Source organism: Ligilactobacillus saerimneri (genome assembly GCF_036689625.1).
GTDB lineage: Bacteria > Bacillota > Bacilli > Lactobacillales > Lactobacillaceae > Ligilactobacillus > Ligilactobacillus saerimneri.
Genome location: NZ_CP144759.1, coordinates 655,445 through 678,533, shown reverse-complemented (window position 1 = coordinate 678,533; position 23,089 = coordinate 655,445). Strand labels below are relative to the sequence as shown.

General features: G+C 39.9%; 25 protein-coding genes and 1 CRISPR repeat array. Of the genes, 3 read left to right on the top strand and 22 right to left on the bottom strand.

The window, feature by feature from the left end; all coding sequences use genetic code 11:
• Positions 1-43: 43 nt before the first annotated feature.
• Entirely contained in the window at positions 44-1,384 is a 1,341-nt protein-coding gene (locus V3C97_RS03300; protein WP_338434444.1) for a transposase, read from the bottom strand.
• An 86-nt stretch (positions 1,385-1,470) separates the two neighbouring features.
• On the opposite strand from V3C97_RS03300, the gene tnpA reads away from it, so the two are divergent.
• Positions 1,471-1,929 carry an IS200/IS605 family transposase gene (gene tnpA, locus V3C97_RS03295; protein WP_338434443.1) on the top strand — a complete coding sequence of 153 codons (459 nt, stop codon included), beginning with the start codon at positions 1,471-1,473 and terminating at the stop codon, positions 1,927-1,929.
• Here the strand turns inward: tnpA and V3C97_RS03290 are convergent.
• The 13 genes from V3C97_RS03290 to V3C97_RS03230 form a co-directional block, all read right to left on the bottom strand.
• Entirely contained in the window at positions 1,883-5,308 is a 3,426-nt protein-coding gene (locus V3C97_RS03290; RefSeq protein ID WP_338434442.1) for a PBECR4 domain-containing protein, read from the bottom strand. The two genes, tnpA and V3C97_RS03290, sit on opposite strands and share 47 nt — an antisense overlap.
• A 341-nt stretch (positions 5,309-5,649) precedes the next feature.
• Positions 5,650-5,859, bottom strand: coding sequence for a hypothetical protein (locus V3C97_RS03285; RefSeq protein WP_338434441.1), 210 nt, complete (start codon positions 5,857-5,859; stop codon positions 5,650-5,652).
• A gap of 703 nt (positions 5,860-6,562) precedes the next feature.
• Positions 6,563-7,366 carry a DNA repair protein RecO gene (recO, locus tag V3C97_RS03280; RefSeq protein ID WP_338434440.1) on the bottom strand — a complete coding sequence of 268 codons (804 nt, stop codon included), beginning with the start codon at positions 7,364-7,366 and terminating at the stop codon, positions 6,563-6,565.
• Positions 7,367-7,423: 57 nt separating this feature from the next.
• Entirely contained in the window at positions 7,424-8,326 is a 903-nt protein-coding gene (gene era, locus V3C97_RS03275; RefSeq protein WP_338434439.1) for a GTPase Era, read from the bottom strand.
• A gap of 11 nt (positions 8,327-8,337) precedes the next feature.
• On the bottom strand, positions 8,338-8,736 hold the full coding sequence (locus V3C97_RS03270) for a diacylglycerol kinase family protein (protein WP_009554586.1): 399 nt from the start codon (positions 8,734-8,736) through the stop codon (positions 8,338-8,340).
• Entirely contained in the window at positions 8,720-9,199 is a 480-nt protein-coding gene (gene ybeY, locus V3C97_RS03265) for an rRNA maturation RNase YbeY (RefSeq protein ID WP_338434438.1), read from the bottom strand. Before ybeY ends, V3C97_RS03270 begins: the two co-directional genes overlap by 17 nt.
• Positions 9,200-10,186 carry a PhoH family protein gene (locus V3C97_RS03260; protein ID WP_338434437.1) on the bottom strand — a complete coding sequence of 329 codons (987 nt, stop codon included), beginning with the start codon at positions 10,184-10,186 and terminating at the stop codon, positions 9,200-9,202.
• Positions 10,187-10,357: 171 nt separating this feature from the next.
• The gene (locus V3C97_RS03255) at positions 10,358-10,801 is read right to left on the bottom strand and encodes a GatB/YqeY domain-containing protein (RefSeq protein ID WP_180849604.1); all 444 of its coding nucleotides are present in this window, start codon (positions 10,799-10,801) and stop codon (positions 10,358-10,360) included.
• Between the two features lie 21 nt (positions 10,802-10,822).
• On the bottom strand, positions 10,823-11,008 hold the full coding sequence (gene rpsU, locus V3C97_RS03250; protein WP_009554594.1) for a 30S ribosomal protein S21: 186 nt from the start codon (positions 11,006-11,008) through the stop codon (positions 10,823-10,825).
• Between the two features lie 505 nt (positions 11,009-11,513).
• A CRISPR array of direct repeats spans positions 11,514-11,786; the repeat unit is 28 nt; unit sequence ATTATTCCCCCACGTATGTGGGGAATAC.
• A gap of 378 nt (positions 11,787-12,164) precedes the next feature.
• Positions 12,165-13,043 carry a translation elongation factor Ts gene (gene tsf, locus V3C97_RS03245; protein ID WP_338434436.1) on the bottom strand — a complete coding sequence of 293 codons (879 nt, stop codon included), beginning with the start codon at positions 13,041-13,043 and terminating at the stop codon, positions 12,165-12,167.
• A gap of 98 nt (positions 13,044-13,141) precedes the next feature.
• A complete protein-coding gene (gene rpsB, locus V3C97_RS03240; RefSeq protein ID WP_283146649.1) occupies positions 13,142-13,945 on the bottom strand; it encodes a 30S ribosomal protein S2 in 804 nt (267 codons plus the stop codon).
• A gap of 231 nt (positions 13,946-14,176) precedes the next feature.
• Positions 14,177-14,446: a GIY-YIG nuclease family protein gene (locus V3C97_RS03235; RefSeq protein WP_009554606.1), complete on the bottom strand. Its 270-nt coding sequence runs from the start codon at positions 14,444-14,446 to the stop codon at positions 14,177-14,179.
• Positions 14,430-15,188 carry a tRNA1(Val) (adenine(37)-N6)-methyltransferase gene (locus tag V3C97_RS03230; protein WP_338434435.1) on the bottom strand — a complete coding sequence of 253 codons (759 nt, stop codon included), beginning with the start codon at positions 15,186-15,188 and terminating at the stop codon, positions 14,430-14,432. Before V3C97_RS03230 ends, V3C97_RS03235 begins: the two co-directional genes overlap by 17 nt.
• 162 nt (positions 15,189-15,350) lie before the next feature.
• On the opposite strand from V3C97_RS03230, the gene V3C97_RS03225 reads away from it, so the two are divergent.
• Entirely contained in the window at positions 15,351-15,977 is a 627-nt protein-coding gene (locus V3C97_RS03225; protein WP_338434434.1) for a 1-acyl-sn-glycerol-3-phosphate acyltransferase, read from the top strand.
• Positions 15,978-16,087: 110 nt separating this feature from the next.
• Here V3C97_RS03225 and V3C97_RS03220 read toward each other — a convergent pair whose 3' ends face one another.
• Complete coding sequence (locus V3C97_RS03220) at positions 16,088-16,318, bottom strand: YneF family protein (RefSeq protein ID WP_009554609.1); 231 nt, start codon at positions 16,316-16,318, stop codon at positions 16,088-16,090.
• A gap of 94 nt (positions 16,319-16,412) precedes the next feature.
• Complete coding sequence (locus V3C97_RS03215; RefSeq protein ID WP_009554611.1) at positions 16,413-16,667, bottom strand: DUF896 domain-containing protein; 255 nt, start codon at positions 16,665-16,667, stop codon at positions 16,413-16,415.
• Positions 16,668-16,799: 132 nt separating this feature from the next.
• On the opposite strand from V3C97_RS03215, the gene lexA reads away from it, so the two are divergent.
• The gene (gene lexA / locus V3C97_RS03210; protein WP_338434433.1) at positions 16,800-17,435 is read left to right on the top strand and encodes a transcriptional repressor LexA; all 636 of its coding nucleotides are present in this window, start codon (positions 16,800-16,802) and stop codon (positions 17,433-17,435) included.
• 188 nt (positions 17,436-17,623) lie between these two features.
• On the opposite strand, the gene recN is transcribed toward lexA, so the two are convergent.
• The 6 genes from recN to xseA are packed head-to-tail and all read right to left on the bottom strand — an operon-like array spanning position 17,624 to position 23,086.
• On the bottom strand, positions 17,624-19,315 hold the full coding sequence (recN, locus tag V3C97_RS03205) for a DNA repair protein RecN (RefSeq protein WP_338434432.1): 1,692 nt from the start codon (positions 19,313-19,315) through the stop codon (positions 17,624-17,626).
• Between the two features lie 21 nt (positions 19,316-19,336).
• A complete protein-coding gene (locus tag V3C97_RS03200) occupies positions 19,337-19,789 on the bottom strand; it encodes an ArgR family transcriptional regulator (protein WP_338434431.1) in 453 nt (150 codons plus the stop codon).
• Between the two features lie 24 nt (positions 19,790-19,813).
• Entirely contained in the window at positions 19,814-20,632 is an 819-nt protein-coding gene (locus V3C97_RS03195; RefSeq protein WP_009554623.1) for a TlyA family RNA methyltransferase, read from the bottom strand.
• A 3-nt stretch (positions 20,633-20,635) separates the two neighbouring features.
• On the bottom strand, positions 20,636-21,520 hold the full coding sequence (locus V3C97_RS03190) for a polyprenyl synthetase family protein (RefSeq protein WP_422392858.1): 885 nt from the start codon (positions 21,518-21,520) through the stop codon (positions 20,636-20,638).
• On the bottom strand, positions 21,513-21,749 hold the full coding sequence (locus V3C97_RS03185; RefSeq protein ID WP_317294094.1) for an exodeoxyribonuclease VII small subunit: 237 nt from the start codon (positions 21,747-21,749) through the stop codon (positions 21,513-21,515). The genes V3C97_RS03190 and V3C97_RS03185 overlap by 8 nt, the downstream gene beginning before the upstream one ends.
• Positions 21,749-23,086 (bottom strand): exodeoxyribonuclease VII large subunit, encoded by a 1,338-nt coding sequence (xseA, locus tag V3C97_RS03180; protein ID WP_317294095.1) that lies wholly within the window; start codon positions 23,084-23,086, stop codon positions 21,749-21,751. Before xseA ends, V3C97_RS03185 begins: the two co-directional genes overlap by 1 nt.
• Positions 23,087-23,089: the final 3 nt, after the last annotated feature.

Here is a 23,089-nt window from a genome sequence, read left to right as displayed (position 1 = left end):
GATCTTGCCCTGGACGCAAGTTGCCAAACGCCCAAGTAAATAATTACTGGTAGATGGTTGCTTTGTTCTCAGCAGGTTTTGCCAACAATAGTTGGCCTTTGGCCAAGATGTTCTGGGCAGCATTATGGTCTCGTACGTGGTGAGCATAACACTTAGGGCAATTCCACTGGCGATCCCTTAAGGTCAATCGTTGGGTGCCCTGACTACCCATCACGAAGCCACAATCGTAGCAGGTCTGGGTCGTGTAAGCCGGATTAACTTCAACGAAGGTACGACCATATAAGGGAGCTTTGTATTCCAACATGCCGAGAAACATCCGCCACCCCACATCGGAAATGCTCATCGCTAATGCATGGCTCTTCAACATGTTCTTTCCTTTCAGGTTTTCAGCGACAACCAAATCGTGGTTCTTGATAAGTGCTGTCGAGGTCACATGCAGGAAGTTCTGCCGTTGGTTACGAACCTTACGGTGTAACTGGGCAACTAGTTGGCGTTGCTTCTGGTAATTATGACTCTTACGCAAAGAACGGTGCTCTTTCTTAGCCCTACGGGCCCGTCGAGATAAGATTCGTTGGTACTTTGCTAGACGTTTCTTAATTGTCCGGTAGTAACGAGGATTTTCTACTACTTCCGCATCACTTTGCGTCAAGAAGTTGTCAGTATTCAAGTCGATTCCAACTACTTTGCCTGTTTTAGGCAAGCTAATCTGGAAAGGTTCATCACTCTTTAATAGCAGTGAAACGAACCATTCACCAGATGAAAGGTGCTTAATTGTTACGGTTGCGATTCGGACCAACCGATTGGTTGGTAACGAGCGGTGTAGCTTCACCTTAATTGTCCCAACCTTAGGTAAGCGAATATGCTTCCGATCAATGAATCGCACCGAAGTACCGTTGTACAACGAAGGTAATTCACCCTTTTTCTTTAGTACTGATGGGGCGTAACGATTAGAAGTCGAGTAAGACTGAACCGGCCGATCCTTACGCTTAAACTTAGGGCCCCCCGTAGGATGAACCTTACGAAACATGTTCCAAGCGTGCTGGTAGTGGACTTGCGTGTTATTAAACATGTCACTATCTAGATCAGCATCGCCTAACCATGGATAACGGTCGGCCGTAATGCGGTCAAGCCCAACCGGGCGATTCTGGCTCTTTTTAATAGGATTACCCTGTTTGTTATACCGCCAGTATTCAGCTGGAATTGGATACTTTTCATCCAGCTTATTACGCCTAATAGCACTGTCTACGTAGCTATTAGCTAGTAATTGATTGTAGATGAAACGTGAAGCGTTGATGTTCTTCCACAAGATAATTTCCTGCTTGTGGTTGGGAAACATGCGTAGCTTCAACCCCATCATATATGGCAATGAGCTCTTCTTTGGCATTGGTTTTCACCTCCTTTACCGATTACCATTATATAACTAAAATAGGGATAGTGTAACTATGATAATAGGATAGAGAGGTATTACTAATGAGTAAATTAACTGATGCCGTTTATGAGCGAGGGTACGTATATAATTTTCATTTCCATCTGGTATGGGTTACCAAGTATCGTCGTCAAATCTTTACTACACCAGAATTGGTAACTGAAATGAAGAATACTCTCACGTACATCGCTGAACTACACAACATCAGCATCGAAAAGATGGAAGTGATGCCAGACCACGTCCACATGTTAATTAGCTTCAAACCAAAACGCTCAGCCACTAACGTGATCAAGGCTCTGAAAGGTGGAAGTGCAAGATTGTTTCTTCATAACCACCCCGACATCAAAGCTAATAAGTGCTGGGGTGGTCACTTATGGTCAAGAAGTTATTACATGGGGACCCTCGGCAACATGAGCAAAGAAGTGGTCAAGCAGTACATCGCCAGCCAACGAACTACTAAGAGTAGCGCTGGACGGCCCCCAATGAAAAAATCCGGAAACTAAAAGCAGCGCCAAAGGCGCTGTTGGATGGGCATTCCTCCCCCGATTGAGAATCGGGGGATTCCTGCCTAAACACTAATTGAACTGGCGACACTTTAGGCTTATTTTGAGTTGGTGCCGTTCTTTCAGCAGTCGTTGCCCTGTCGGTTTCTTGCACTTGTTCTTGTCGTACAGTCTCTTGTGTTGCTGATGGTGTCTGAGTTACTGAGTTCTCTCTGTTCTCGTTAAAGCTATCTGCTGGCTTGTAAAGGGCCGTCTCTACGTCTTTAAACAACGGAGAAATCTTTTTCTCGTTTCCATCAACAGCAAAAGTATTCACTATTTCAGGGGCATTATTTTTTTCAATAAAGCCGTTAATTGTATCAATAATTTCTTGCTTCCGATTTTCTTGAACAAGTGAGATTCTTGTACCAGGTAAGTCTTGTGTTAATGAAAGACCATTACTCTTCAACTCATGAAGGTATTTCCACCAACTCATTGAACGCTGCCCCAAGCCTTTTGGTGGCATATCTAAGTCAAGACCTAGTTTTGGATAATTCTCATGTAAACGCTGGTAAAATTCCAATCCACGATCATTATTTCTAACGGCAAGGGTTACTTCACCTTGGCCAGTGTAAATGAAGTAGTGATCGACAAACTGATCTACGTCGTTTGTTGATCTCTCCGTGAACTTTGCAAAGGAAGGATCATCTTTGCGAATTGTTCCGTAGACCTTGGCTAATTCTTTCTCACTTAAATCATTCAAATTTACTAATGAAACATCTCTAAGGTTTCCCCTAGCATTTTGAATTTCGTAATAAGCCATCATATCGCTTGCAGATTCAAATGCTACTAAACGTTTTGGTTCACCAAATGTCACTACACCTTGGTTAGCAGCTGGTTGGCCTTGTACCAAACCGTTTTGTAAAACACCTTGCTCAACAAAGAAGTCGACTGTCTCTGGAGCATAATTGAGATTATTAACCAAATAATTTTGCAATTCCTCATTCGCAGCATAACCTACAACTGCCCCTGCACCGATTTCTGCATTTTCCCTAGCTGTTTGTTCTTCTTTCACTTGTTCATTGTCTGTGTCAGAAGTGGACTCTGCTTGAGATTGCTCATTCTGCTCAGTTATTTGTTCGTTGATCTCGTATTGCATTTGTAACAGTTCATCTACTCGTCGCTGCTGTTCCCCATTCTTTATTTTTGACCTTGGACTCACCACAAATTCACCATCAGCAGTTTGTTCCAAAGCAACACCCCGAAGTCCCTTCACGTAATAAGTATTTGGCCACTTTGACCATTGATTCAGCAATCCATCATCAACATGTGCTCCTGGCATTAGTGGTTCTTCTGAGATTTCTTTGGCTTTTTTCAGTTCGGAAACCATTTTTCGATACCAAGTAATTTCTCTTTTTGCGTATTTTGATTCCCCATTGTTTGCTTTTTCGATTTCAGCTTCAATTCTGGGAAGGTTCTGAACACTAATTTCTAGCCCTTTGCCGTCCTTATTCAGTCCTTTAGCCTGATTTTCTGCTTCTCTTTCCAGTTTTTTGATTCGCTTATTTTGCGCCTGAATTTCTTTGTTAATGTCAGCCACGTCATTTTCAAGCTTTTCTAACCGTTTAGTGTTTTGCGACTGATCAGCTGTTTGAGTGCGTTGTTTTTCCAATTCTTCAACTGTTACTCTCAAAGCTGTTTCTAACCTTTCCAGCTTTTTTCTGGCCCGCCTTAGGTCACGGCTCTCTTCCTTGCCCTGTTGTTTCTCGCCTTCATTAGCACTATCATTTTTATTTGCCGATTGTGTTTCTTCTTGAGTGGCAGGTTCTTCAGCTACAAGTTCAGTTTGTTCATTTTCTACTGTTTCTTGTTGCTCCGGTTGATTTACACCTAAAGGAGGCATTTCGTTAGATTCTATTGTTTCTTCGCCTTCTACGTTTGTAGCTGAAGCCTCAACCACCTGTTCATCTTCTTGATCAACTTTAGTTGAGTTATTGTTCTCTGCGCTTACCTCTGGTTCCTCCTTTACAACTGGAGAAGGTTCTGGCTCTTCAGCTTGTTGTTCAATAATTGGAGTAATTTTACCTTCATCAACTAATCCGTCGATCACTTCAGTTGGTGTTACTTGGGCTTCTTGATCTTGTATCTCCTCTCTATGCTCATAGGCATAGTTGCTCAGTGCATTTGAAATAACAAAAGCTTCACTCGGATTAATGTACTTATCGTTCATATCCAATGGAACCATCATAGGCAACCCTTGTGCATTACGCTCTGCCACAATTGCAACAATTTCATTTTCAGGAACACGTAAATATTGCGAAGATACTTTATTTTTGTTATCTAAATTCAGTAATGAAACAGGAGAAAATACATCTAAATCTGTATTTCTAAGTGCCAGTAATAAATTTTCATCTGTCACTTTGATTGCTTCAGTGAAATTTAAACGTCTTGCTTGCCCAATATCATCGAACTTATTCAATTCCATTGCGTTAGTATTTGCTAGTTGTTTAATTCCACCAATAACTCCAAGCTTTTCAAATGTAGTCCCATCATTTTTGACGAAAATATTCTTTTGAGCACCATTACTTTTCACCAAATCATTTAACAATTCTTTTGGTGACTTTCCTTCAAAAATAAGCCCTGTTAAATGAGCAAAATTCTCTTTTCCGAATCTTACGCGGAGTGTTTTCACTTGTTGATCTTCAACGTAGATATAGTTAACAATTCCTGAACTTAACGTATCATTATAAAATCTGGCCGTATCCAATAGTTCGTTAGCTACTCCATTAAGTCCATGTAATTCGTGTTCAGTAATTGCATGATAATTAGTTGGTATTCTTTGTGTTCTCTCGTTAGTTACGGTAAAATGTAGAAAAGAGGGATCCGCAAATTCATGGGCCAGGTTCTCCTGGTCGGGTAGCCCGCTGCCTGCAGTTTCGGACTGCGAAGAGGGCGCATACTTGGATCCCTCTTTTTGTGTGCCCTCATCTTCTACAGGCATTTCATTTTGTTTTTCGCTCTTTCTATTTGCTTCTTTTGGACTACTATCCTGTTGCTCAGTTTCGTTATCTAACGACAATTCCTCTTGAACAGCAATCCCTTCTTCTTTCTCTTGTTCTTTGCTTTCAATTTGTTTTTCGCTTGCTTGAACTTCTTGCTGATTTTCAGCTTGTTCTTTCTGGAATTCTCGAATTTTTCCCGCTAACTCAGGGAACTCTCCCTGGAAAAACGTATTGATTTTGTCTTGTAAATCCTCGTCAAAAATTGCGTACTCTGCGCCCTTAAATCTCTCGTCAGGCGCTAATAACGAAGTATCGAACCCTTGATTTTTTACGTAAAGTTCAAATGCTCGTGCAAAAATCTCTGTTGGTACGCCGTAATAATCTATTGCTTTAACCAATTTTTTTCATTGGGTAAATTCTTTGTTCTTTCTTCTAAAGCAATCACTTTATTACGATATTCAGCAGCAATTGGTTTGAAGTTATCGCCTATGCTGAGAGGTAGTCCCTCATTCTTATATCTATAATCCAAGTAATGAGCTAATTTCACCTTCTAAACCTAAGCCTTGTAAGGCTTCACCATACTCGTCTTGCTGATTTCTAAACTAACACATTAGCGTATTTGCCACCATAGTTACCAAGTTTTCGTAGCCGTAAAATAGACGCAATATTTTTTAACAGTAGAATAAAACGGTATAAAAAAGACACTGGATTTTTTAAATCTTCAGTGCCTTTCTAACAATTATTCTTTTGTTTTTTGCTTTTTTAACTTGTCATGACGTATGGAAGCTATCATTGTAGTCGATAAAATTGCAATCGCAAGTGCAACATTTGGATTCCACACTTGATCTAATAACCACAATAATAATCCAATCAAAATTAACGTAACTATTCTTCCCAATATAGAATTAGGGTCACAAAGCTCTAACATCTTGTAAAAGAATTTTTCCATACTCTATACCTCTGGATCTAAAAAAGGTTGTTTGCTTTCTTGCTCAATATTTTTTGCCTGTTGCCTAGCTTCGTTTATTTTTCCATCAAGAAAATCACTCAGCTCTCAATAATCAACTTCTGGATTTTCGATCTTGGCCAACTCAATAAATTTCTTTCCAAGAGAAGAAATGCACCTCTACTTTTTCTCCCTTTTTTCTTGCTTTAACTTCTCAATCTGTTCTTATTTCGTATTAATTTTGTTGTCAATCGCTAAAAGCTCGTCCTTAATTTTATGGGCCATTTTTCACTCCTACTACGTAATCTCTACTCCATTCTATATGTTTTTTTGTTCGAATCAAAATCAAATTTTCCATGTTCAACGTCAAACTTCTTCTGAATTAACAATGCAATTCTGTCAACTGCGCTCCGAATAAGATTCGGGGGCTTGTAGACTTCACCCATCAGTTTAGCGCCGAATAGGCTACTAGCTACAATTTGCTCAGATAAGACCTTGCGACCCATTGCTCAGATAGTTACCTATCATCGACAACGGGTTCGTCTTACAAGCTAAAACAGAACCATTCGGGCTTACACCCCGTTTCTTTTTCTAGAAACGAAAAAAAGATCGTGTAAGCGGATTTAACCGCCTACACAATCTTTTCTAATCTATTTTCAATCTCATCAGGAATACTTTACGCTTACAGCCACTTAATTCTTACACATTAATCCGTGGTATTGTTCTTTGTGCGTGGTGCAAGTGGTCGGATGTGAGTTCGCATCAACTTACTCAAAAAACGTTTAGCCGGAATATAGATTCCTACCATGTCATAATAAATCTGGTCCAAAGCATGGTGTAGATCTGCTTTTGTTTCTGGGCGGACTCGAATTGCAGACACCTTATGCAGATTAACCGCAGCTAAACGTTGCATAAAAAGTACAGTTCTTGGCGTTAAATGAAGGCGATTAGGATCTAATTGCCAATGCCGTTGGCACAAAAGCCCCCCATATTCTTCAGAAAAATCCATTGGTCGATCATTTTGCTGACAAATTACACAATGTTTTAACTCCGGTTGAACCCCAAACAGTTGCAACATTTGTAACTCGATGACGCTAGTTATGATTAAAGGATCTAATCCTTGATTGATCAAAAACAGGGCTTGCTCAATAGTTGCGTACCATTTGATGGCTAATTGGTCATCATCACCAACAGCCACCCGACTTAATTCCAAAATGTAGGTTGCATATGCATTTAATGTAATGTCTTCTACAATGTTCTGGTACTGTTCAGCATCAGATACGTTAGTGATAAACGATAACCCAGTAGTACTAATATCCCCAATATAGGTTGCCTTCGTGAAGGGAATAATACATGCTCCCCATTTAAATCCACGTTTACGAACTCCACGCACAAAGAAGGTTTTGAATCCGAATGATGATGTCAGAATACGTACTAGCATATCACGTTCTTTATAATTTTTCCGTGATACCACAATACCTGTAAATGTTTGTCCGCGGAAAAGTGCCATGATACCCTCCATTCCCAAATAAAAAGGGAAGTTTTTCTGACTTTCCCTAATAAACTATCAATAGTCGTCTTGCTTGTACCCGAAAGCTGCTAAATCTGCTTGCTTATCTTTCCAGTTAGGTTGGACTTTAACCCAAAGCTCCAAATAGACTTTATCTCCTAACATCCGTTCAATATCTTTTCGAGCCTGAGTCCCGATTTGGCGGAGCATTTTACCCCCTTTTCCGATAATGATTCCCTTTTGACTTTTGCGTTCAACAATTATTGTCGCTTGGACCAAAACTTTTTCATCATCTTCTCGTCTGATTCGTTCAACCACCACTGCAACTGAGTGTGGAACTTCCTCCCGGGTAAATTCCAATACCTTTTCCCGAATCAATTCACCAGCAATGAACCGTTCAGGATGGTCAGTAATCTGATCACTTGGATAATACTGTGGTCCTTCAGGCAAATCAGCTATTAACTGTTGAATCAGTTCTGGAACATTATTGCCATTCAATGCCGAAATAGGGAAAACATCCTTGTACTCGAGGCTATCGCGATAATCATCCATAATTTCAAGTAGATGGTCTGGATGTACTTGATCAATTTTGTTGATAATCAAATAGATTGGTTTCTTAACATCTTTAAGACGGTTGATAATAAAATCATCACCCCGACCACGCTTTTGGGTTGCATTAACCATAAACATCACTGCATCCACTTCATTTAAAGTTGATAGAGCAGAATCAACCATAAAATCCCCCAAACGACTGTGAGGCTTATGGATACCAGGAGTATCAATAAACACAATTTGTGCATCGTCCGTAGTATAAATCCCTTGAATCTTATTCCGGGTAGTTTGTGGTTTGTCGCTCATAATGGCAATTTTATCGCCTACCGCACGATTTAAAAATGTGGATTTACCAACATTAGGACGCCCTACAATAGCAATAAATCCTGAATGAAAATTGTTTTCCAAATTTTTTCCTCCTAAAGTATCTGTATGAGTTTTGGCCCTAAAATTACGATTCCGATAATCGTCGCTAGCCAAGCAGTTAGTAATACTAAACCTGCTGCCATATCTTTAGCTTTTTTGGCTAAGGGATGATAGCGGTCACCTGTTGCCAAATCAACAATATTCTCAATAGTTGAATTTAAAATCTCGGCTCCCAAAACCATGAAAATCGCTAATAATAGCCACAAGCCTTCTTGCCATGACAGTCGCAAATAAGTTGTTAGAACTAAAACTACTAAAGCCGACCAACAATGAAAACGGAAATTTCGTTCTTCTTGGTAAACTGTTACCAGACCCGCCATAGCATGAATCACAGCTTGATAAAAATGACGGTTTTGCCAACGTGAACGTTTTTTTCTATCTTTTAAGGCCATAACCGCTAAGAATCTCCTCTTGCAATCCAAACATTTTCTTTTCGTCTTCCGCCCGCATGTGATCGTAACCATTTAGATGTAAAAAACCATGAACCAAGAGAAAGCCTAGTTCACGATCTTGTGAGTGCCCTAAGTATTCCGCTTGTTCAACGACTTTATCCATTGAAACCATCAAGTCACCTAAACTCTGGGGAATTTCATCTTTTAATTCATCCGGAATAATAATTGGCAATTCATTCGGATCCTCTTCTTCCATTGCAAAACTGATAACATCAGTCGGTTTGTCAACTCCGCGATACTCTTTGTTTATCTGATGAATATGTTCATTATCCATTAGAGTGACCGCTAACTCAATATTATCTGGTAGGTGTAAATAGTCAGCTGCATACCGCAAAATATGATCAGCTAGTTCCATTTGATGAGGAGATACTTGTTTTGTTTCATCAAAAATCGTTAATTCCATTTAATTCTCCTTTGTTCCCTGGGCATTTGTAGGGCGAGAATATGCCCGAATGATTTCAGAAACCACAGGATGCCGCACTACATCAGCTGCATCAAAATTAATAAAGGCAATGTGTGGTAACCCTGTTAAAATCCGCTGTGCATCAATCAACCCACTTTGCTTATGTCCCTTAGGCAAGTCAATTTGGGATGGATCACCGTTGACGACCATCTTGGAGCCAAAACCTAAACGTGTTAAAAACATCTTCATTTGGGCCCGTGTTGTATTCTGCGCCTCATCTAAAAGCACAAATGCATTTTCTAAAGTCCGTCCCCGCATATATGCCAAAGGTGCAATTTCGATTGTTCCTCTTTCAATCAAACGTTCCGTATGTTCAACTCCCAAAATAGCATGTAACGCATCATATATTGGACGTAAATATGGATCGACCTTCTCTTTTAAATCACCTGGCAGAAAACCCAACGACTCCCCAGCTTCGACTGCGGGTCGCGTCAGGATCAAACGTTCCACTTGATTTTTCTTTAAGGCCGCCACCGCCATTACAACTGCTAAGTATGTCTTACCAGTCCCTGCCGGCCCAATCCCAAACGTCAAATCGTTACTCTTGATAGCCTGAACATACTGCCGTTGACTATAATTCTTTACCCGAATTGACCGTCGTCTAGCGTCTTTGATTAGAACATCTGTATAAAGGTCTTGAAAGTATTGTAAAGTCCCGCGGTCAGCCATTTTCATTGCTGATATAATGTCAGGACTACTGATGCTGATACCGTTATGTAGCAGTTTCACTAATTCATCGAGTACTCTGCCAGTCTTTTGGACATCTTCTTGGTCACCTGTAATTCTAATCACTTCACCAAAGGGATTGAGAATGACATTATTTCCTTCTTCCAGCAGACGCAAATAATCGTTGTTGATCCCAAATAATACGGCTTGATCATCAATATTATTTAAGCGATATTCAATTTCAAATTGCTTGTCTGTCAAATTGCCGTCTCCTTTGTGCACATTTAGTAAATTATATTATACCATTGCATGTATACTTTAGTATATTATCAGGCACATCGTTTAAAGCTGATAAGCTTTTACAAAGCAATAAACAAAAAAACGTATGTACCCTCGTGGTACACACGTTCTTTAATTCAACTACTAGTCTTATTAGTGTAATAATTCTTTGACAGTTGAGTTAACCAGCTTGCCATCAGCCTTACCCTTAAGTTTCGGCATTACGGCACCCATGACTTTACCAAAATCAGCCTTGGAAGTAGCACCAATTTCTTCAATGGTTGTTTGAACAACTTCCTTAACTTCTTCTGCACTTAATTGTGCTGGCATATACTTTTGAACGATCTTAATCTCGTTCTTAAGCTTTTCTACGGCTTCATCACGTCCAGCTTCTTCGAATTCTTGGAGCGAATCCTTGCGCTGTTTCAACTCATGGGAAAGAACACTAATCTCTTCATCAGCAGAAAGATCATGTCCTAGGTTGATCTCTTCGTTAGCAACCGCAGCTTTCAGCATACGTACTGTGCTCAATGTAGCCTTATCTTTGGCCTTCATTGCAGCAATCATATCTTTTTGTAATGAATCCTTTAAACTCATCACATTAGCCTCCTCTAGAAACTAGAAACGACGCTTGTTCTTACGTTTTCTGGCTGCTTCTGACTTTTTCTTACGCTTTACGCTTGGTTTTTCGTAGAATTCACGTTTGCGGTATTCGCGCAAAGTACCTGTTCTTGAAACGGAACGTTTGAAGCGACGAAGAGCGTCATCAAGAGATTCGTTTTTACGAACGACTGTTTTTGACATTGTGTTTCCCTCCCTCCGAGCTTAAATGTAACCGTTATAAATGCAAAAAAATAGCATAAATATCAACAGTTCTTATACATTATAACGAATGCTATATAAGACGTCAATAAACACTTTAGCTAAAATTTACCATTCTCCATTTATCATGATCATTAGCACATTACCCATCATGACTAGGCGATCCAATTACCTAACTCAATTCAAATTCAATAAAGTGTTCTAATAACGTTCTTCCTTTAATTTCTATATTCATGATTACCTCGGGATCTTCCGAAGGAATATATGTTATATCATCAGAATAGAACTGATATAATACCCAACCTTTTTTATCCTTATACCCGCGATTACTAGAGGTTGGTCCTAAATACCAATAATGTGAGCCGATTTTAAACTCTAACTCTTCATTTACCCTTAAAGCTAGACGAAATCAGTAAGTTCATTACGAGTCAAATTTCTCACCATCCTTTTATAGACTCTTTTTAAGATACAACACAACTATAAATAGATTATTCCCCCACGTATGTGGGGAATACTACCAGTAAAATATACACGTGAATTTAATACAGATTATTCCCCCACGTATGTGGGGAATACAGTTCTTCGAACTGCTTCAATTCGGCTTTGAGAATTATTCCCCCACGTATGTGGGGAATACTTAAGACACGGGAAACTTCGGGATTGGTCATAGAATTATTCCCCCACGTATGTGGGGAATACGCGACCCCGACTTTGCCTACGTGGCGGTGTTTGATTATTCCCCCACGTATGTGGGGAATACAGTAAAATATCCCTGTAAGTACAGCATTTCTAGACATTAATAGTATCAAAAATCATTACTTAAACACTTAATTCAAGTAAGATTTTCCACGCTGTAATTCAGCTTTATTTTTATTATACCAATACATATAAAACATTTGATGAAATCAGCAAAAATTTATACAGGACACAATCTACGATTAAATAATCTTCCAGATTATTGGTCCAACTTTCGTATCAGTCATGTTTTGTTTACAAAGTATGTCTGACTCTTTCTATAAAGTAATTCGTGGACATCACTAGATCAAGTTAATATTCTAGCCTTTTCGTCAAAAATATTACTAAAAAAGCCCATCCACACACATATGGATGAGCAATAAAACACTAGTTTTCTAGTGAATTACATATTCATTTGGGCTGCGACTTCAGCTGCGAAATCTTCTTCCTTCTTTTCGATACCTTCGCCCACTTCGTAACGAACAAAGTCAACGACTTTACCATTCTTAGAAGCTACGTACTTAGCTACAGTTTGGTCTGAATCCTTAACAAATGCTTGATCTTCAAGAACGATTTCAGCAAAGAACTTGTTTAAGCGACCAGCAACCATCTTTTCGATGATCTTTTCTGGCTTGCCTTCGTTCTTAGCTTCTTCAGTCAGCACAGTCTTTTCGTGTGCAACTTCTTCTGCAGGAACAGCATCCCGGTTAAGGTACTTAGGATTAATAGCAGCGATGTGCATTGCAACATCCTTAGCTGTTGCTTCATCAGCACCTTCAAGTAAAGTTAAAGCAGCAATCTTGCCACCCATGTGCAGGTATGCACCGAATACTTGGTCTGCAGTCTTTTCTAAAATAGCGAAACGACGTAAAGTGATCTTTTCACCGATAACCTGAGTTGCTTCAATGATGTCATCATTCAAAGTACCCTTGTTGCCAGGAAGCTTCAATGCTTCTTCTACGTTAGCTGGCTTGTTTTCTGCAACAGCAGTTGCAATTTGCTTTACCAATGCCTTAAATTGATCGTTTTGAGCAACGAAGTCAGTTTCAGCGTTAACTTCAACGATTGCAGCTGTGTTACCATTTACCACAACATCAGCCAAACCTTCAGCAGCGATGTTACCGCTCTTCTTAGCAGCCTTAGCAATACCTTTTTCACGTAAGAGGTCGATTGCCTTGTCCATGTCGCCATCGCTAGCAACAAGAGCTTTTTTAGCATCCATCATCCCTACGCCAGTCTTATCACGTAATTCTTTAACTTGTTTTGCAGCAATTTTTGCCATTTTATTCAAACTCCTTTAGCTAAGGTTATCTATATCTATAAAAAAACTGACCCAAACCTAGGCTTTCACGCCTAACCTGAGCCAGCCTAAGTGATTAACTATTCAGCATCTTTGTTATCGTTGTTGCCTTCAACTGCTTCAACGATATCTTCGATTGAGTCAACCTTTTCATCATCATTTGCAAATGATTCTTCAGTTACAGGTGCATCTTCTTGATCTTCACCTTGGTGACCTTCGATCACTGCATCAGCCATCTTAGCTGTGATCAAACGAACGGCACGAATTGCATCGTCGTTTGATGGGATCTTAACGTCGATTTCATCTGGATCAGCGTTAGTGTCAACCATAGCAACAATAGGAATGTTAAGCTTTTGTGCTTCCTTAACAGCAATCCGTTCCTTACGTGGATCCACGATGAACAATGCATCTGGAATCCGTGGCATATCTTCAATACCACCTAAGAACTTTTCAAGACGATCGCGTTCCTTGATTAACTTAGCAACTTCCTTCTTTGGCAATACGTCAAAAGTACCATCTTCAGCCATAGCCTTGATTTCCTTCAAACGCTTAATCCGCTTTTGGATAGTCTTCCAGTTAGTCAAAGTACCACCAAGCCAACGGTGATTTACGAAGAATTGACCAGCACGCTTTGCTTCTTCTTCGATTGCATCTTGTGCTTGCTTCTTAGTACCAACAAACAATACGATACCACCGTTTGCTGCTACATCCTTAACATAATCATATGCTTGGTCGATCAACTTCACAGTCTTTTGTAAGTCGATAATATAGATACCGTTACGTTCTGTGAAGATGAAAGGCTTCATCTTAGGGTTCCAACGACGTGTTTGGTGACCGAAGTGGACACCAGCTTCAAGTAATTGTTTCATGGTAATAACTGCCATTACAATTTACCTCCAAAAAAATAGTTTTTATCCTCCTCCACATTCAACGGCCAAAAGACTTGAACTAATCAAGCACTCTTTTTCCATCCTGTGGAGTGTGATTTTCGTGCATCACAGCACTCATTCAAGTATACTTAATAAAATATCTCCTGGCAACAATTTGTGCTTCATTTTTATGATATTTTGAGTAAATGTAATCAATTTGTCAAAATCATCCATAAATAATAACTCCTATATCTTGACTTTATGCTGCCGTAAGTAAGCTAACTTTTTCTGGCGCGACTGGTGTTTAAACTGATACTCTGCCTTCAGTGCTGATGATTTATCTGCAAAATTTTCATGATATATCATTTGGACTGGGCGGCGACTCCGCGTATATTTAGCTCCCTTTCCTTGATTATGCATCAATAGCCGATGTTCTAAGTCGGTAGTATAACCGCCATACAGTGTTCCATCTGCACAAAGCAACACATAAAAGTACGCCTCATTTTTCTTCCCCATACAAAATCCTCTTTACTTCAGCTGTGTATTCATTCATTTCATTATATGTGATTAGGGGTGGCAAGAAATGGATTCCACCTTTCTTACCATCTTTAAGTGCTTCGATTAACACAATGTTAGCTTCCCGATCCTTTTTGGGGTGCACTAATTGAACCCGTTTGGGTTGAAGCTTATTTTCCTCCATATAATAAAAAATCTCACCCAATCGTTCAGGCCGATGGACAAAGAATGCTCGACCATTACTCTTTAACAGGCGTCCTGCCATCTTAATTGTTTGTTCTAATGTAACTTTAAGTTCGTGACGAGCAATGGCCAAATACTCATTAGGATTCTTTTGACTGGCAGGCAAATCAACAAAATAAGGGGGATTACATGTCACATTGGCAACACTTCCTGGCTGGATATATGCCAGACAATCATTCAAGTCAATGTTCAAAACCTGCATCCGATCATCCAAACGATTAAGGACCACACTTCGCTGTGCCATATCTGCCAACCGCTCTTGAATTTCTACGGCATATATAGGTCCTTGAACTTTTGTACTAAGAAATAAACTTACAGCTCCATTTCCAGCGCAGAGGTCAACTGTTACTGCGCGCGCATTTCTAATCGGATTGGCAAAGTGTGCCAACAAAACTGCATCTAGTGAAAAAGCGAATACCTCTGCGCTTTGAATAATATCAATGTCTTGTGCGTGTAAACGGTCAATACGTTCACTCGCCTTCAATAAGTCTTTGTTCATTCATTATTCCTCTGTGTAGTTATTATTGTTTATACCAACTATTCAACTATTATTTTAGCATGCTAAAATATTCACCAATTAATATGCTGGTTAAAGCCCCTATTGCTTTTAATGACTAAATCTTGCATACTTAAACCATTAAGAAAGGATGATGAAGATACAATGTTTTATTCTTTCGTTAGGGGGCTTTGTCGTTTCCTGCTTGCTCTGATCAACGGCAACGCCCACTACCTGAATCGTGAAAAACTTCCCGAAGGAAACTATATCTTAGTCGGACCACATAGAACATGGTTTGATCCAATTTACTTTGCGTTAGCCGCAGCTCCCAAGAAATTTAGCTTTATGGCAAAAAAAGAACTATTTGCCAATCCTATCCTCCGTTGGATTCTCACTCGGGCTAATGCTTTCCCAGTAAATCGTCAGGATCCTGGTCCTTCAGCGATCAAAATTCCTGTTAAAAGTCTGCGCAAATCTGATCTGTCTTTGATTATGTTTCCGTCAGGAACCCGGCATTCGCAAGAGTTAAAGGGTGGCGTTACGCTAATCGCTAAACTTAGTGGCAAACCTATTGTTCCTGCTGTCTATCAAGGACCACTGACTTTCAAGCGATTATTTAGTCGTAAACGGGTAACTGTTGCATTTGGGGAACCAATTTATCTTGATCGTAAACGTAAGCTGGATGCTGCTTACCAACAAGAGATCATTCAGCAAATGGAACAACAATTTGTCCAGTTAGATCACGCTATTGATCCAAACTTTCATTATACTGACCCACACCCTAAAAAATAGTGCTAAATTTCCAACTTTGTGTAGCTATATAGTTAGCACATAGAGATTAATCATTTGCCAAAAGTTAAAGAAAGGCTGGCGAGAAAACAATGTTTCTCCCAGCCTTTTTGTTACTTATCATTCTTACCATAGTTGCTCTTCATAGAGTTAACCATTTGGCGTAACTTCTTTTCAGATGGCTTTTGCCCCATTTGAATCATCATTGTTCGTAACATTTGTTCGTTGATTGGTGGATTGTTCTTCAAATAGTTTTCCTGTGCCCGCCGAGCAACAAAGAAACCAATTACAGTTCCGGCAATCAATGCAATAATAACTAATACGATCCAGACTCCTGTTGACATGTCCTAGCTCCTTTCCACTTTCTTCCCTACAATTTTACAAAAAATTAGCAAAAAAATAAAGCGCCGATAATATTTAATCGCGCTCATCAAATACCTAATCTTCCCGCAACCCTTTTTTTCGCTGAATATCACGAAGCTTAGTTGGGGTAACTTCATTGCCTTCATCATCATAAACACGTAACATTTCGATTCGATCACGAAAACCTTGACGGAATAACCGCAAATAGCGTTGTCGCAATTCCTTTTGCTCAGCTGATTCAGCTTCTGTTAACCCATTAGCTTTTTTCTTACGTGCAAGTTCATTAATTCGATCTATTAATTCTTGTGGAATACCATTATTTTCTGCCATAGTGCTCCTCCTTTATCGTTTTTAATCATACCTAAAAATTACTATGATTTCAAACTACAAGCGAACGTTAGTTTGAAAAATTAATTTTTTTATGCTAAAATGAAAAAAATACTACTGATTGAGGTGTCATAAATGACCAAAGCATCAGAGAAGCGTCAGTTGGCCGTGCTCCAATATATTTATGACTGTGTTGAAGAACGAGGATATCCACCTACCGTTCGTGAAATTGGTAAGGTGGTTAATCTTTCCTCCACTTCAACCGTTCACGGTCACTTATCGAAATTAGAAAAAAAAGGATTAATCAAACGTGATCCAACCAAACCACGAGCAATCGAAGTGACTGCTCAAGGTAGAGAAAAACTTGGTGTGACTACAACAGCCACACCTGATAACTTCATCCCTCAAATTGGTACCGTCACAGCTGGTGAACCCATCCTAGCAGAACAAAATGTCGACGGCTTTTTCCCGTTGCCACCAGATATTGAAGACAATAATGATCTTTTTATGCTCACTATCAAAGGAGAAAGCATGATTAATTGTGGCATCCTAAACGGTGATCAAGTCATCGTCCGGCGCCAAAGCACAGCTGACAATGGCGATATCGTTATTGCCATGACTGATCTTAATGAAGCAACTTGTAAGCGATTCTTTCTTGAAGACGGGTATATTCGCCTTCAACCGGAAAATGATTCATTCGAACCGATTATCCTGTCTGATGTGACTATATTAGGCAAGGTCATCGGACTTTACCGTAATATGCTATATTAACGAAATTTAAAAGGCTGTGAGAAAATTCGGTTTTCTCACAGCCTTTTATTTGTTTGCTCACTAAATAACACATAGATAACAGAGAAAATGACCGCAAATCTAGTAGCTAAGTACAAACAAAGGTCACCATACTTTGCACCAACCATCGTCCTAGTTTAGCTCAACGCCTTGTTGTGGAAGCTATTTATTTAATTCCGTGTTTGCTGACGAATTTCTTCTGCCATGCGCAACAACTCTACCGCATGACTTCGCGTTAGTTCAGTAACCTCCGCTCCAGACAACATCCGTGCTAACTCATCAACTCTTTCAGCTGGTGTTAGCTTATGAATACTTGTCTCAGTCCGCCCATTAATGACTTTTTTCTCAATATGGTATTGATGATCAGATATTGCAGCAACCTGAGGAAGATGTGTGATGCAAAGAACCTGCGAATAATGTGCCACTTGACTAATCTTTTCGGCTATTGCTTGTGCAACTCTTCCAGAAACACCAGTATCCACTTCATCAAAAATGATTGACGTAACTCCTTGATGTTGCGCGAAAATTGTTTTTAAGGCCAACATTATACGCGATAGTTCCCCTCCTGAAGCAATTTTGGCAAGCGGCCCCATATTTTCACCTGGATTTGTCTGAATATAAAATTCAACTTGGTCAATTCCATTAGGTGTAAGATCTGTTGGGGACATAAATTTAACTGCGAAAACAGCTTTATCCATGTAAAGTGCTTGTAGTTGACGATGAACTTCTGTTTCTAGTTCGTGGGCAACATGTTCTCGTTGTGTATGGAGTTTCTTAGCCATGTCCAAAGCTTCTTTATGAGCCTGAGCATTTGCTTCTTTCAGGTCAGTCGATTCAGCTCCTGCTTGTTGCATCTCATCCAATTCGGTCTTAATTTTATGATAATAGGTTAAAATTTGCGGAATGTCATCACCATATTTGCGTTTGAGCATACTGATAGTTTCCAAACGTTGTTCTACCTCATCTAAACGATTAGGATCCCACTCCATATCACTCAGTTCACCTGAAATATCATGGGCAATATCCTGCAAGTTATAGAAGGCATCAGAAATCTTATTATAAATTGTAGCTAGTTCAGATGAATATTCCTGGGCTTCTTCCAGAGCATCCATCGCAACGCCTAATTTACCAACCACATCTTCTTCATCATTTGTTAGTGTTTGGTAGCTTGCTTCAAGGGCGGTATGGATTGTCTGAAAATTATCTAACTTAACCTTCTCTTCTTGGAGACGTTCCTCTTCATCAGTCTGAAGATTTGCAGCCTCGATCTCATCAATTTGAAATTGGAGCATATCTAAGCGCTGCGCCCATGCTTTTTCGTTACGCTCCATCCGCTCCAGCAGATCTTTTTGTTTTAAAAAAATATGATATTTATTCCGATATTCCTCAGCTAAAACAGCAATTTGCGGTTCATATTCATCAAGTAGACCCAAGTGTCGCTCAGGATGCATTAGTTCCTGATGTTCATTTTGTCCATGAATGTCAATCAACGTTTCGCCTACACGCCGTAACGTCGTGAGATTTACCATGATCCCGTTGATACGACAGATATTGCGTCCACTCCGATACAAATCACGTTCTAAAATAAGCCCATCTGATGAATATTCGATCCCTAAATCTGCCAGTAAATCTAAAGTTGCCGACTTTTCTGGAAGCGTAAACAGTCCTTGAATAACTGCTTTTGTAGCTCCCTTTCGAATATATTCGCTCGCACCACGACTACCAGCTAAAAGGCCTAGGGCATCAATGATGATCGACTTTCCGGCCCCAGTTTCCCCGGTTAACACTGTCATCTGAGATTGAAAAGCAACGTCCATCTTTTCAATAATTGCAAAATCACGAATCGTTAGCTCTTGTAACATAACTCTCCTCCTGCTACAGCATCATGAAACCAAGCGAATAATCTCATGATAAATTTTGCGTGCTTCACTTGCGGTACGCATAAAAATCATAATTGTATCATCGTCATCCAATGTTGCGAAAAAGCCTGGATACTCCATCTTCTCGACTAAACCGGATACAATTGGCCCATTGCCTGGTAAAACTTTTATGACACACAGCTTATCATTGTAATCTGCTAGGACAAAAACATCACGCAAAACTTCTTGCAACTTCTGCTCTGCGTTACTTGTATGCTCATGCGGTAAAATGTAGCGGTACTTCCCCCCTACTACTGGCAGTTTCATTAACTGCAACTCATTGATATCCCGTGACACAGTTGCTTGCGTCACCTTGACTTTGTGCTCTAACAAAAGTTGCACGAGTTCTTCTTGACGGTAAATTTCATTATTAGTAATTAATTCTTTGATCAATTTTTGCCGATCATGCTTATTCATAACTCTCACCGCCTCGCTTAATCTTTATGGTTTCAATGTTGCTTGCGCTTGCTTGACCACTGTTGCCAGGTCAATTTCTGGTGCAATTGTCCCTTCAGCAGTGGTCCGTGCAACTAGGTGCGCTAAAAACTCAATATTCCCTTCACCGCCAGTAATAGGTGAAAAGTCTAGTCCTTGAACATCATATCCATTGGCAACTGCAAAAGAAACAATCTCTTGCAGAACTTCCAAATGTGTTTGTGGATCGCGAACAATTCCGTGCTTCCCTACTTTTTCTCGTCCAGCTTCGAACTGAGGTTTTATTAATGCAACAACATCCCCGTTCTCTTTGAGAATAGAATGTAAATTAGGCAGAATCAAACGTAATGAAATGAAACTAACATCAATTGTTGCAAAATCAGGCTGCCCATGTGTGAAATCTTCTGGTTTAGAATAGCGGAAATTAGTATTTTCCATAACAACTACCCGCGGATCCTGCCGCAGTTTCCAAGCTAATTGATTTGTTCCTACATCAAGAGCATAGCTTAGGGTTGCGCCATTTTGTAAGGCAACATCGGTAAACCCACCGGTAGATGAACCAATATCCAAAACATGCTTATCTTTGATTTCTACCTCAAACACTTTCAGAGCTTTGGCTAACTTTAAGCCACCGCGACTAACATAGGGCATCTTTTTCCCTTTAAAATGCAATTTAATCGCCGGGTCTATCTTTTGGCCCGGTTTATCCAAACGTTCTTCGTTCTCGCCTAAGATTTCGCCGGCCATAACTGCACGCTTAGCCTGTTCCCGCGTGTCAAATAAGCCTTGTTGAACTAATAAAACATCAACTCGTTCTTTTTTCATACTTTACCTCTTGAAATACTCTAAAAATTCATTTAATGTGCTTGGTTCTTGTCCCGTAATCTGCTCTAACTGCAACAAGTCAGACCGACAAATGGCTACCATCTTTGTTAAGTGTTCTTGTGCTCCCGCAAGTCCTAACAATCCTGGATAAGTATTTTTATTGTGCGCTTGATCCTTATGAACTTTCTTGCCCATCTTAGCTGTTGTTGAAACTACATCCTGGATATCATCATAAATTTGAAAGGCTAGCCCAAAGTTTAACCCAAAATGCGCCACTATTTCTTTTACTGTTGGGGGTTGAGCAGCTAAAATCGCACCCGCTTCACAAGCATACTGTAACAATGCCCCTGTCTTTCCTTCGTGAACCAATTGCAATTCAGCCAAAGTTAGTTGCTCTTGTTCCCCTAAAATATCGCCAACTTGACCGCCTACCATCCCCTGTGCACCGGCTGCCAACGCTAATTTATGCGTCAACTCAACAATTACTGCTGGGGCCAAGGAAATAGTTGACAACCGCTCAAAAGTAGTTGTCAACAAACCATCGCCCGCTAAGACCGCCATTGCTTGTCCAAACACTTTATGATTAGTTGGTTTTCCGCGGCGTAAATCATCGTTATCCATCTCGGGTAAATCATCATGAATTAGCGAATACGTATGAATCATCTCAATGCACGCAGCAACATCAATATCGGTCGTTGTCACTTCGCCTGTAAAGTATTCTTTAAAAGCCAAAGTTAACAATGGTCTAATTCGCTTACCTCCAGCATCAAGAGAATAGCGCATAGCTTCTTGTAATTTAAGTGGTGCTTGCAATGTTGCTAAATATTGATCCATTGCTTGCTCTAATTGGTCAATTTGATCGCTCATTTTTCCACTAGCATTAGTCATTTTCTTCGCCACTATCCCGACTAAATTCAATTTCATTACCCTGAGCATCAATCACCTTTGCTACAGTTCGTTCTGCTTGGTCGAGGGTCTTCTTTAGATCCGCACTTAGCTTAACTCCCTTTTCAAATTGGGTTAAAGCCTCTTCTAATGGAACATCGCCTCGTTCTAATTGCGAAACAATCGCTTCCAATTGTTGCATTTTCTGTTCAAATGTTAATTCCTCTGCCACTATTTTTCAGCTCCCTTAATTTTTCTTACCTCTACATCTGCTGACCCATCTTGAAAATGAAGGCTGAGTTTTTCTCCAACGTTAAGCTGACTAACCGTTTTAATCACTTGATTATCTTTCTTAACATAAGTATAACCCCGGCCTAAAACTTTAAGTGGGCTCAACATATCCAATGAAGTAACCGCCTGGTATAGCCGATCCTGGTGCTGCTTGAGATATGCATTCATTCCAGTACCTAGATTGGTTGCAAGAGTGTTGTACTTGTTAGTTGCTAATTCTAATTGCTGTTGTGGACTAGCCGCCTGTATTCTCCCCTGCAAGCTAATCAGCTCTGTTTTTCTTTGAGCCAAACAGTGTTTGAAATTTTGCTTTAGACTATTATCTAAATAATCAACCTTTTGTAAATAACTATCGTATAACCGCCCCGGTTGCTTAAAAATATACGATTGCTGAATTTTCTGCCAATTACGTAAGTGCTGTTGCAATACCATATGGATTATATTAAATAAGGTTTGCTGATTACGAACAATCTGAATAAGCACTTCTTCCAAAACAGGAGTTGCCAACTCGGCCGCTGCTGTTGGCGTAGCAGCCCGCCGGTCGGCTACTAAGTCCGCAATCGTTGTATCGGTCTGATGTCCAACTGAAGATATGACTGGAATAGCACTAGCAAAAATAGCTCGCGCAACTTTTTCTTCATTAAATGGCCAGAGATCTTCAATTGAACCCCCACCACGCCCGATGATAATCGTATCGAAATCACCACGCAGGTTGACTTCTTTCAGGCGTGCTACTAAGCTGTCAGCTGCTCTTTCTCCCTGGACTTCAGCTGGAAAAAGAACAATCTGTGCAATGGGATACCTTCTACGAGTTGTCGTAATAATATCTTTAATTACTGCTCCGCTCGGACTTGTAATAACAGCTATCCGCTGGGGAAATTGTGGAATAACTTTTTTGGGGGCAGAGAACAAACCTTCTTGCTCTAACTTGTGCTTAAGTTGCTCATAAGCTTGGTACAGGGCCCCAACCCCATCTGGTTCCATTGTTTTAATATAAAACTGGTACCTACCTGATGCTTCATAAACATCTACATAGCCACTAACCAGCACCTTCATTCCTTCTTCAGGAACAAATTTGATCTTATTAAAATCACTCGCAAACATGACAACGTCGATTTTAGCCCGCTCATCTTTAAGGCTAAAATATTGGTGCCGGGATCGTAACCTAAAATTTGAAATTTCACCACTTAGATATATTTTTCCTAAGTATGGGTCGGCCGTAAATTTACGCTTAATATATTTGTTTAATAACGAAACCGTTAAGTATCTATCACTCATAAT

Excerpts from the sequence above, each read along its gene's own strand:
- xseA (WP_317294095.1), bottom strand. The coding sequence starts at position 23,086 with ATGAGTGATAGATACTTAACGGTTTCGTTATTAAACAAATATATTAAG.
- V3C97_RS03230 (WP_338434435.1), bottom strand. The coding sequence starts at position 15,188 with ATGAACAAAGACTTATTGAAGGCGAGTGAACGTATTGACCGTTTACAC.
- V3C97_RS03220 (WP_009554609.1), bottom strand. The coding sequence starts at position 16,318 with ATGTCAACAGGAGTCTGGATCGTATTAGTTATTATTGCATTGATTGCC.
- recN (WP_338434432.1), bottom strand. The coding sequence starts at position 19,315 with ATGTTACAAGAGCTAACGATTCGTGATTTTGCAATTATTGAAAAGATG.
- V3C97_RS03285 (WP_338434441.1), bottom strand. The coding sequence starts at position 5,859 with ATGGAAAAATTCTTTTACAAGATGTTAGAGCTTTGTGACCCTAATTCT.
- tsf (WP_338434436.1), bottom strand. The coding sequence starts at position 13,043 with ATGGCAAAAATTGCTGCAAAACAAGTTAAAGAATTACGTGATAAGACT.
- recO (WP_338434440.1), bottom strand. The coding sequence starts at position 7,366 with ATGGCACTTTTCCGCGGACAAACATTTACAGGTATTGTGGTATCACGG.
- rpsB (WP_283146649.1), bottom strand. The coding sequence starts at position 13,945 with ATGGCAGTTATTACCATGAAACAATTACTTGAAGCTGGTGTCCACTTC.
- ybeY (WP_338434438.1), bottom strand. The coding sequence starts at position 9,199 with ATGGAATTAACGATTTTTGATGAAACAAAACAAGTATCTCCTCATCAA.
- V3C97_RS03200 (WP_338434431.1), bottom strand. The coding sequence starts at position 19,789 with ATGAATAAGCATGATCGGCAAAAATTGATCAAAGAATTAATTACTAAT.
- V3C97_RS03190 (WP_422392858.1), bottom strand. The coding sequence starts at position 21,520 with ATGACTAATGCTAGTGGAAAAATGAGCGATCAAATTGACCAATTAGAG.
- V3C97_RS03255 (WP_180849604.1), bottom strand. The coding sequence starts at position 10,801 with ATGAGTTTAAAGGATTCATTACAAAAAGATATGATTGCTGCAATGAAG.
- V3C97_RS03225 (WP_338434434.1), top strand. The coding sequence starts at position 15,351 with ATGTTTTATTCTTTCGTTAGGGGGCTTTGTCGTTTCCTGCTTGCTCTG.
- rpsU (WP_009554594.1), bottom strand. The coding sequence starts at position 11,008 with ATGTCAAAAACAGTCGTTCGTAAAAACGAATCTCTTGATGACGCTCTT.
- V3C97_RS03300 (WP_338434444.1), bottom strand. The coding sequence starts at position 1,384 with ATGCCAAAGAAGAGCTCATTGCCATATATGATGGGGTTGAAGCTACGC.
- tnpA (WP_338434443.1), top strand. The coding sequence starts at position 1,471 with ATGAGTAAATTAACTGATGCCGTTTATGAGCGAGGGTACGTATATAAT.
- V3C97_RS03195 (WP_009554623.1), bottom strand. The coding sequence starts at position 20,632 with ATGAAAAAAGAACGAGTTGATGTTTTATTAGTTCAACAAGGCTTATTT.
- lexA (WP_338434433.1), top strand. The coding sequence starts at position 16,800 with ATGACCAAAGCATCAGAGAAGCGTCAGTTGGCCGTGCTCCAATATATT.
- V3C97_RS03235 (WP_009554606.1), bottom strand. The coding sequence starts at position 14,446 with ATGGGGAAGAAAAATGAGGCGTACTTTTATGTGTTGCTTTGTGCAGAT.
- V3C97_RS03270 (WP_009554586.1), bottom strand. The coding sequence starts at position 8,736 with ATGGCCTTAAAAGATAGAAAAAAACGTTCACGTTGGCAAAACCGTCAT.
- V3C97_RS03215 (WP_009554611.1), bottom strand. The coding sequence starts at position 16,667 with ATGGCAGAAAATAATGGTATTCCACAAGAATTAATAGATCGAATTAAT.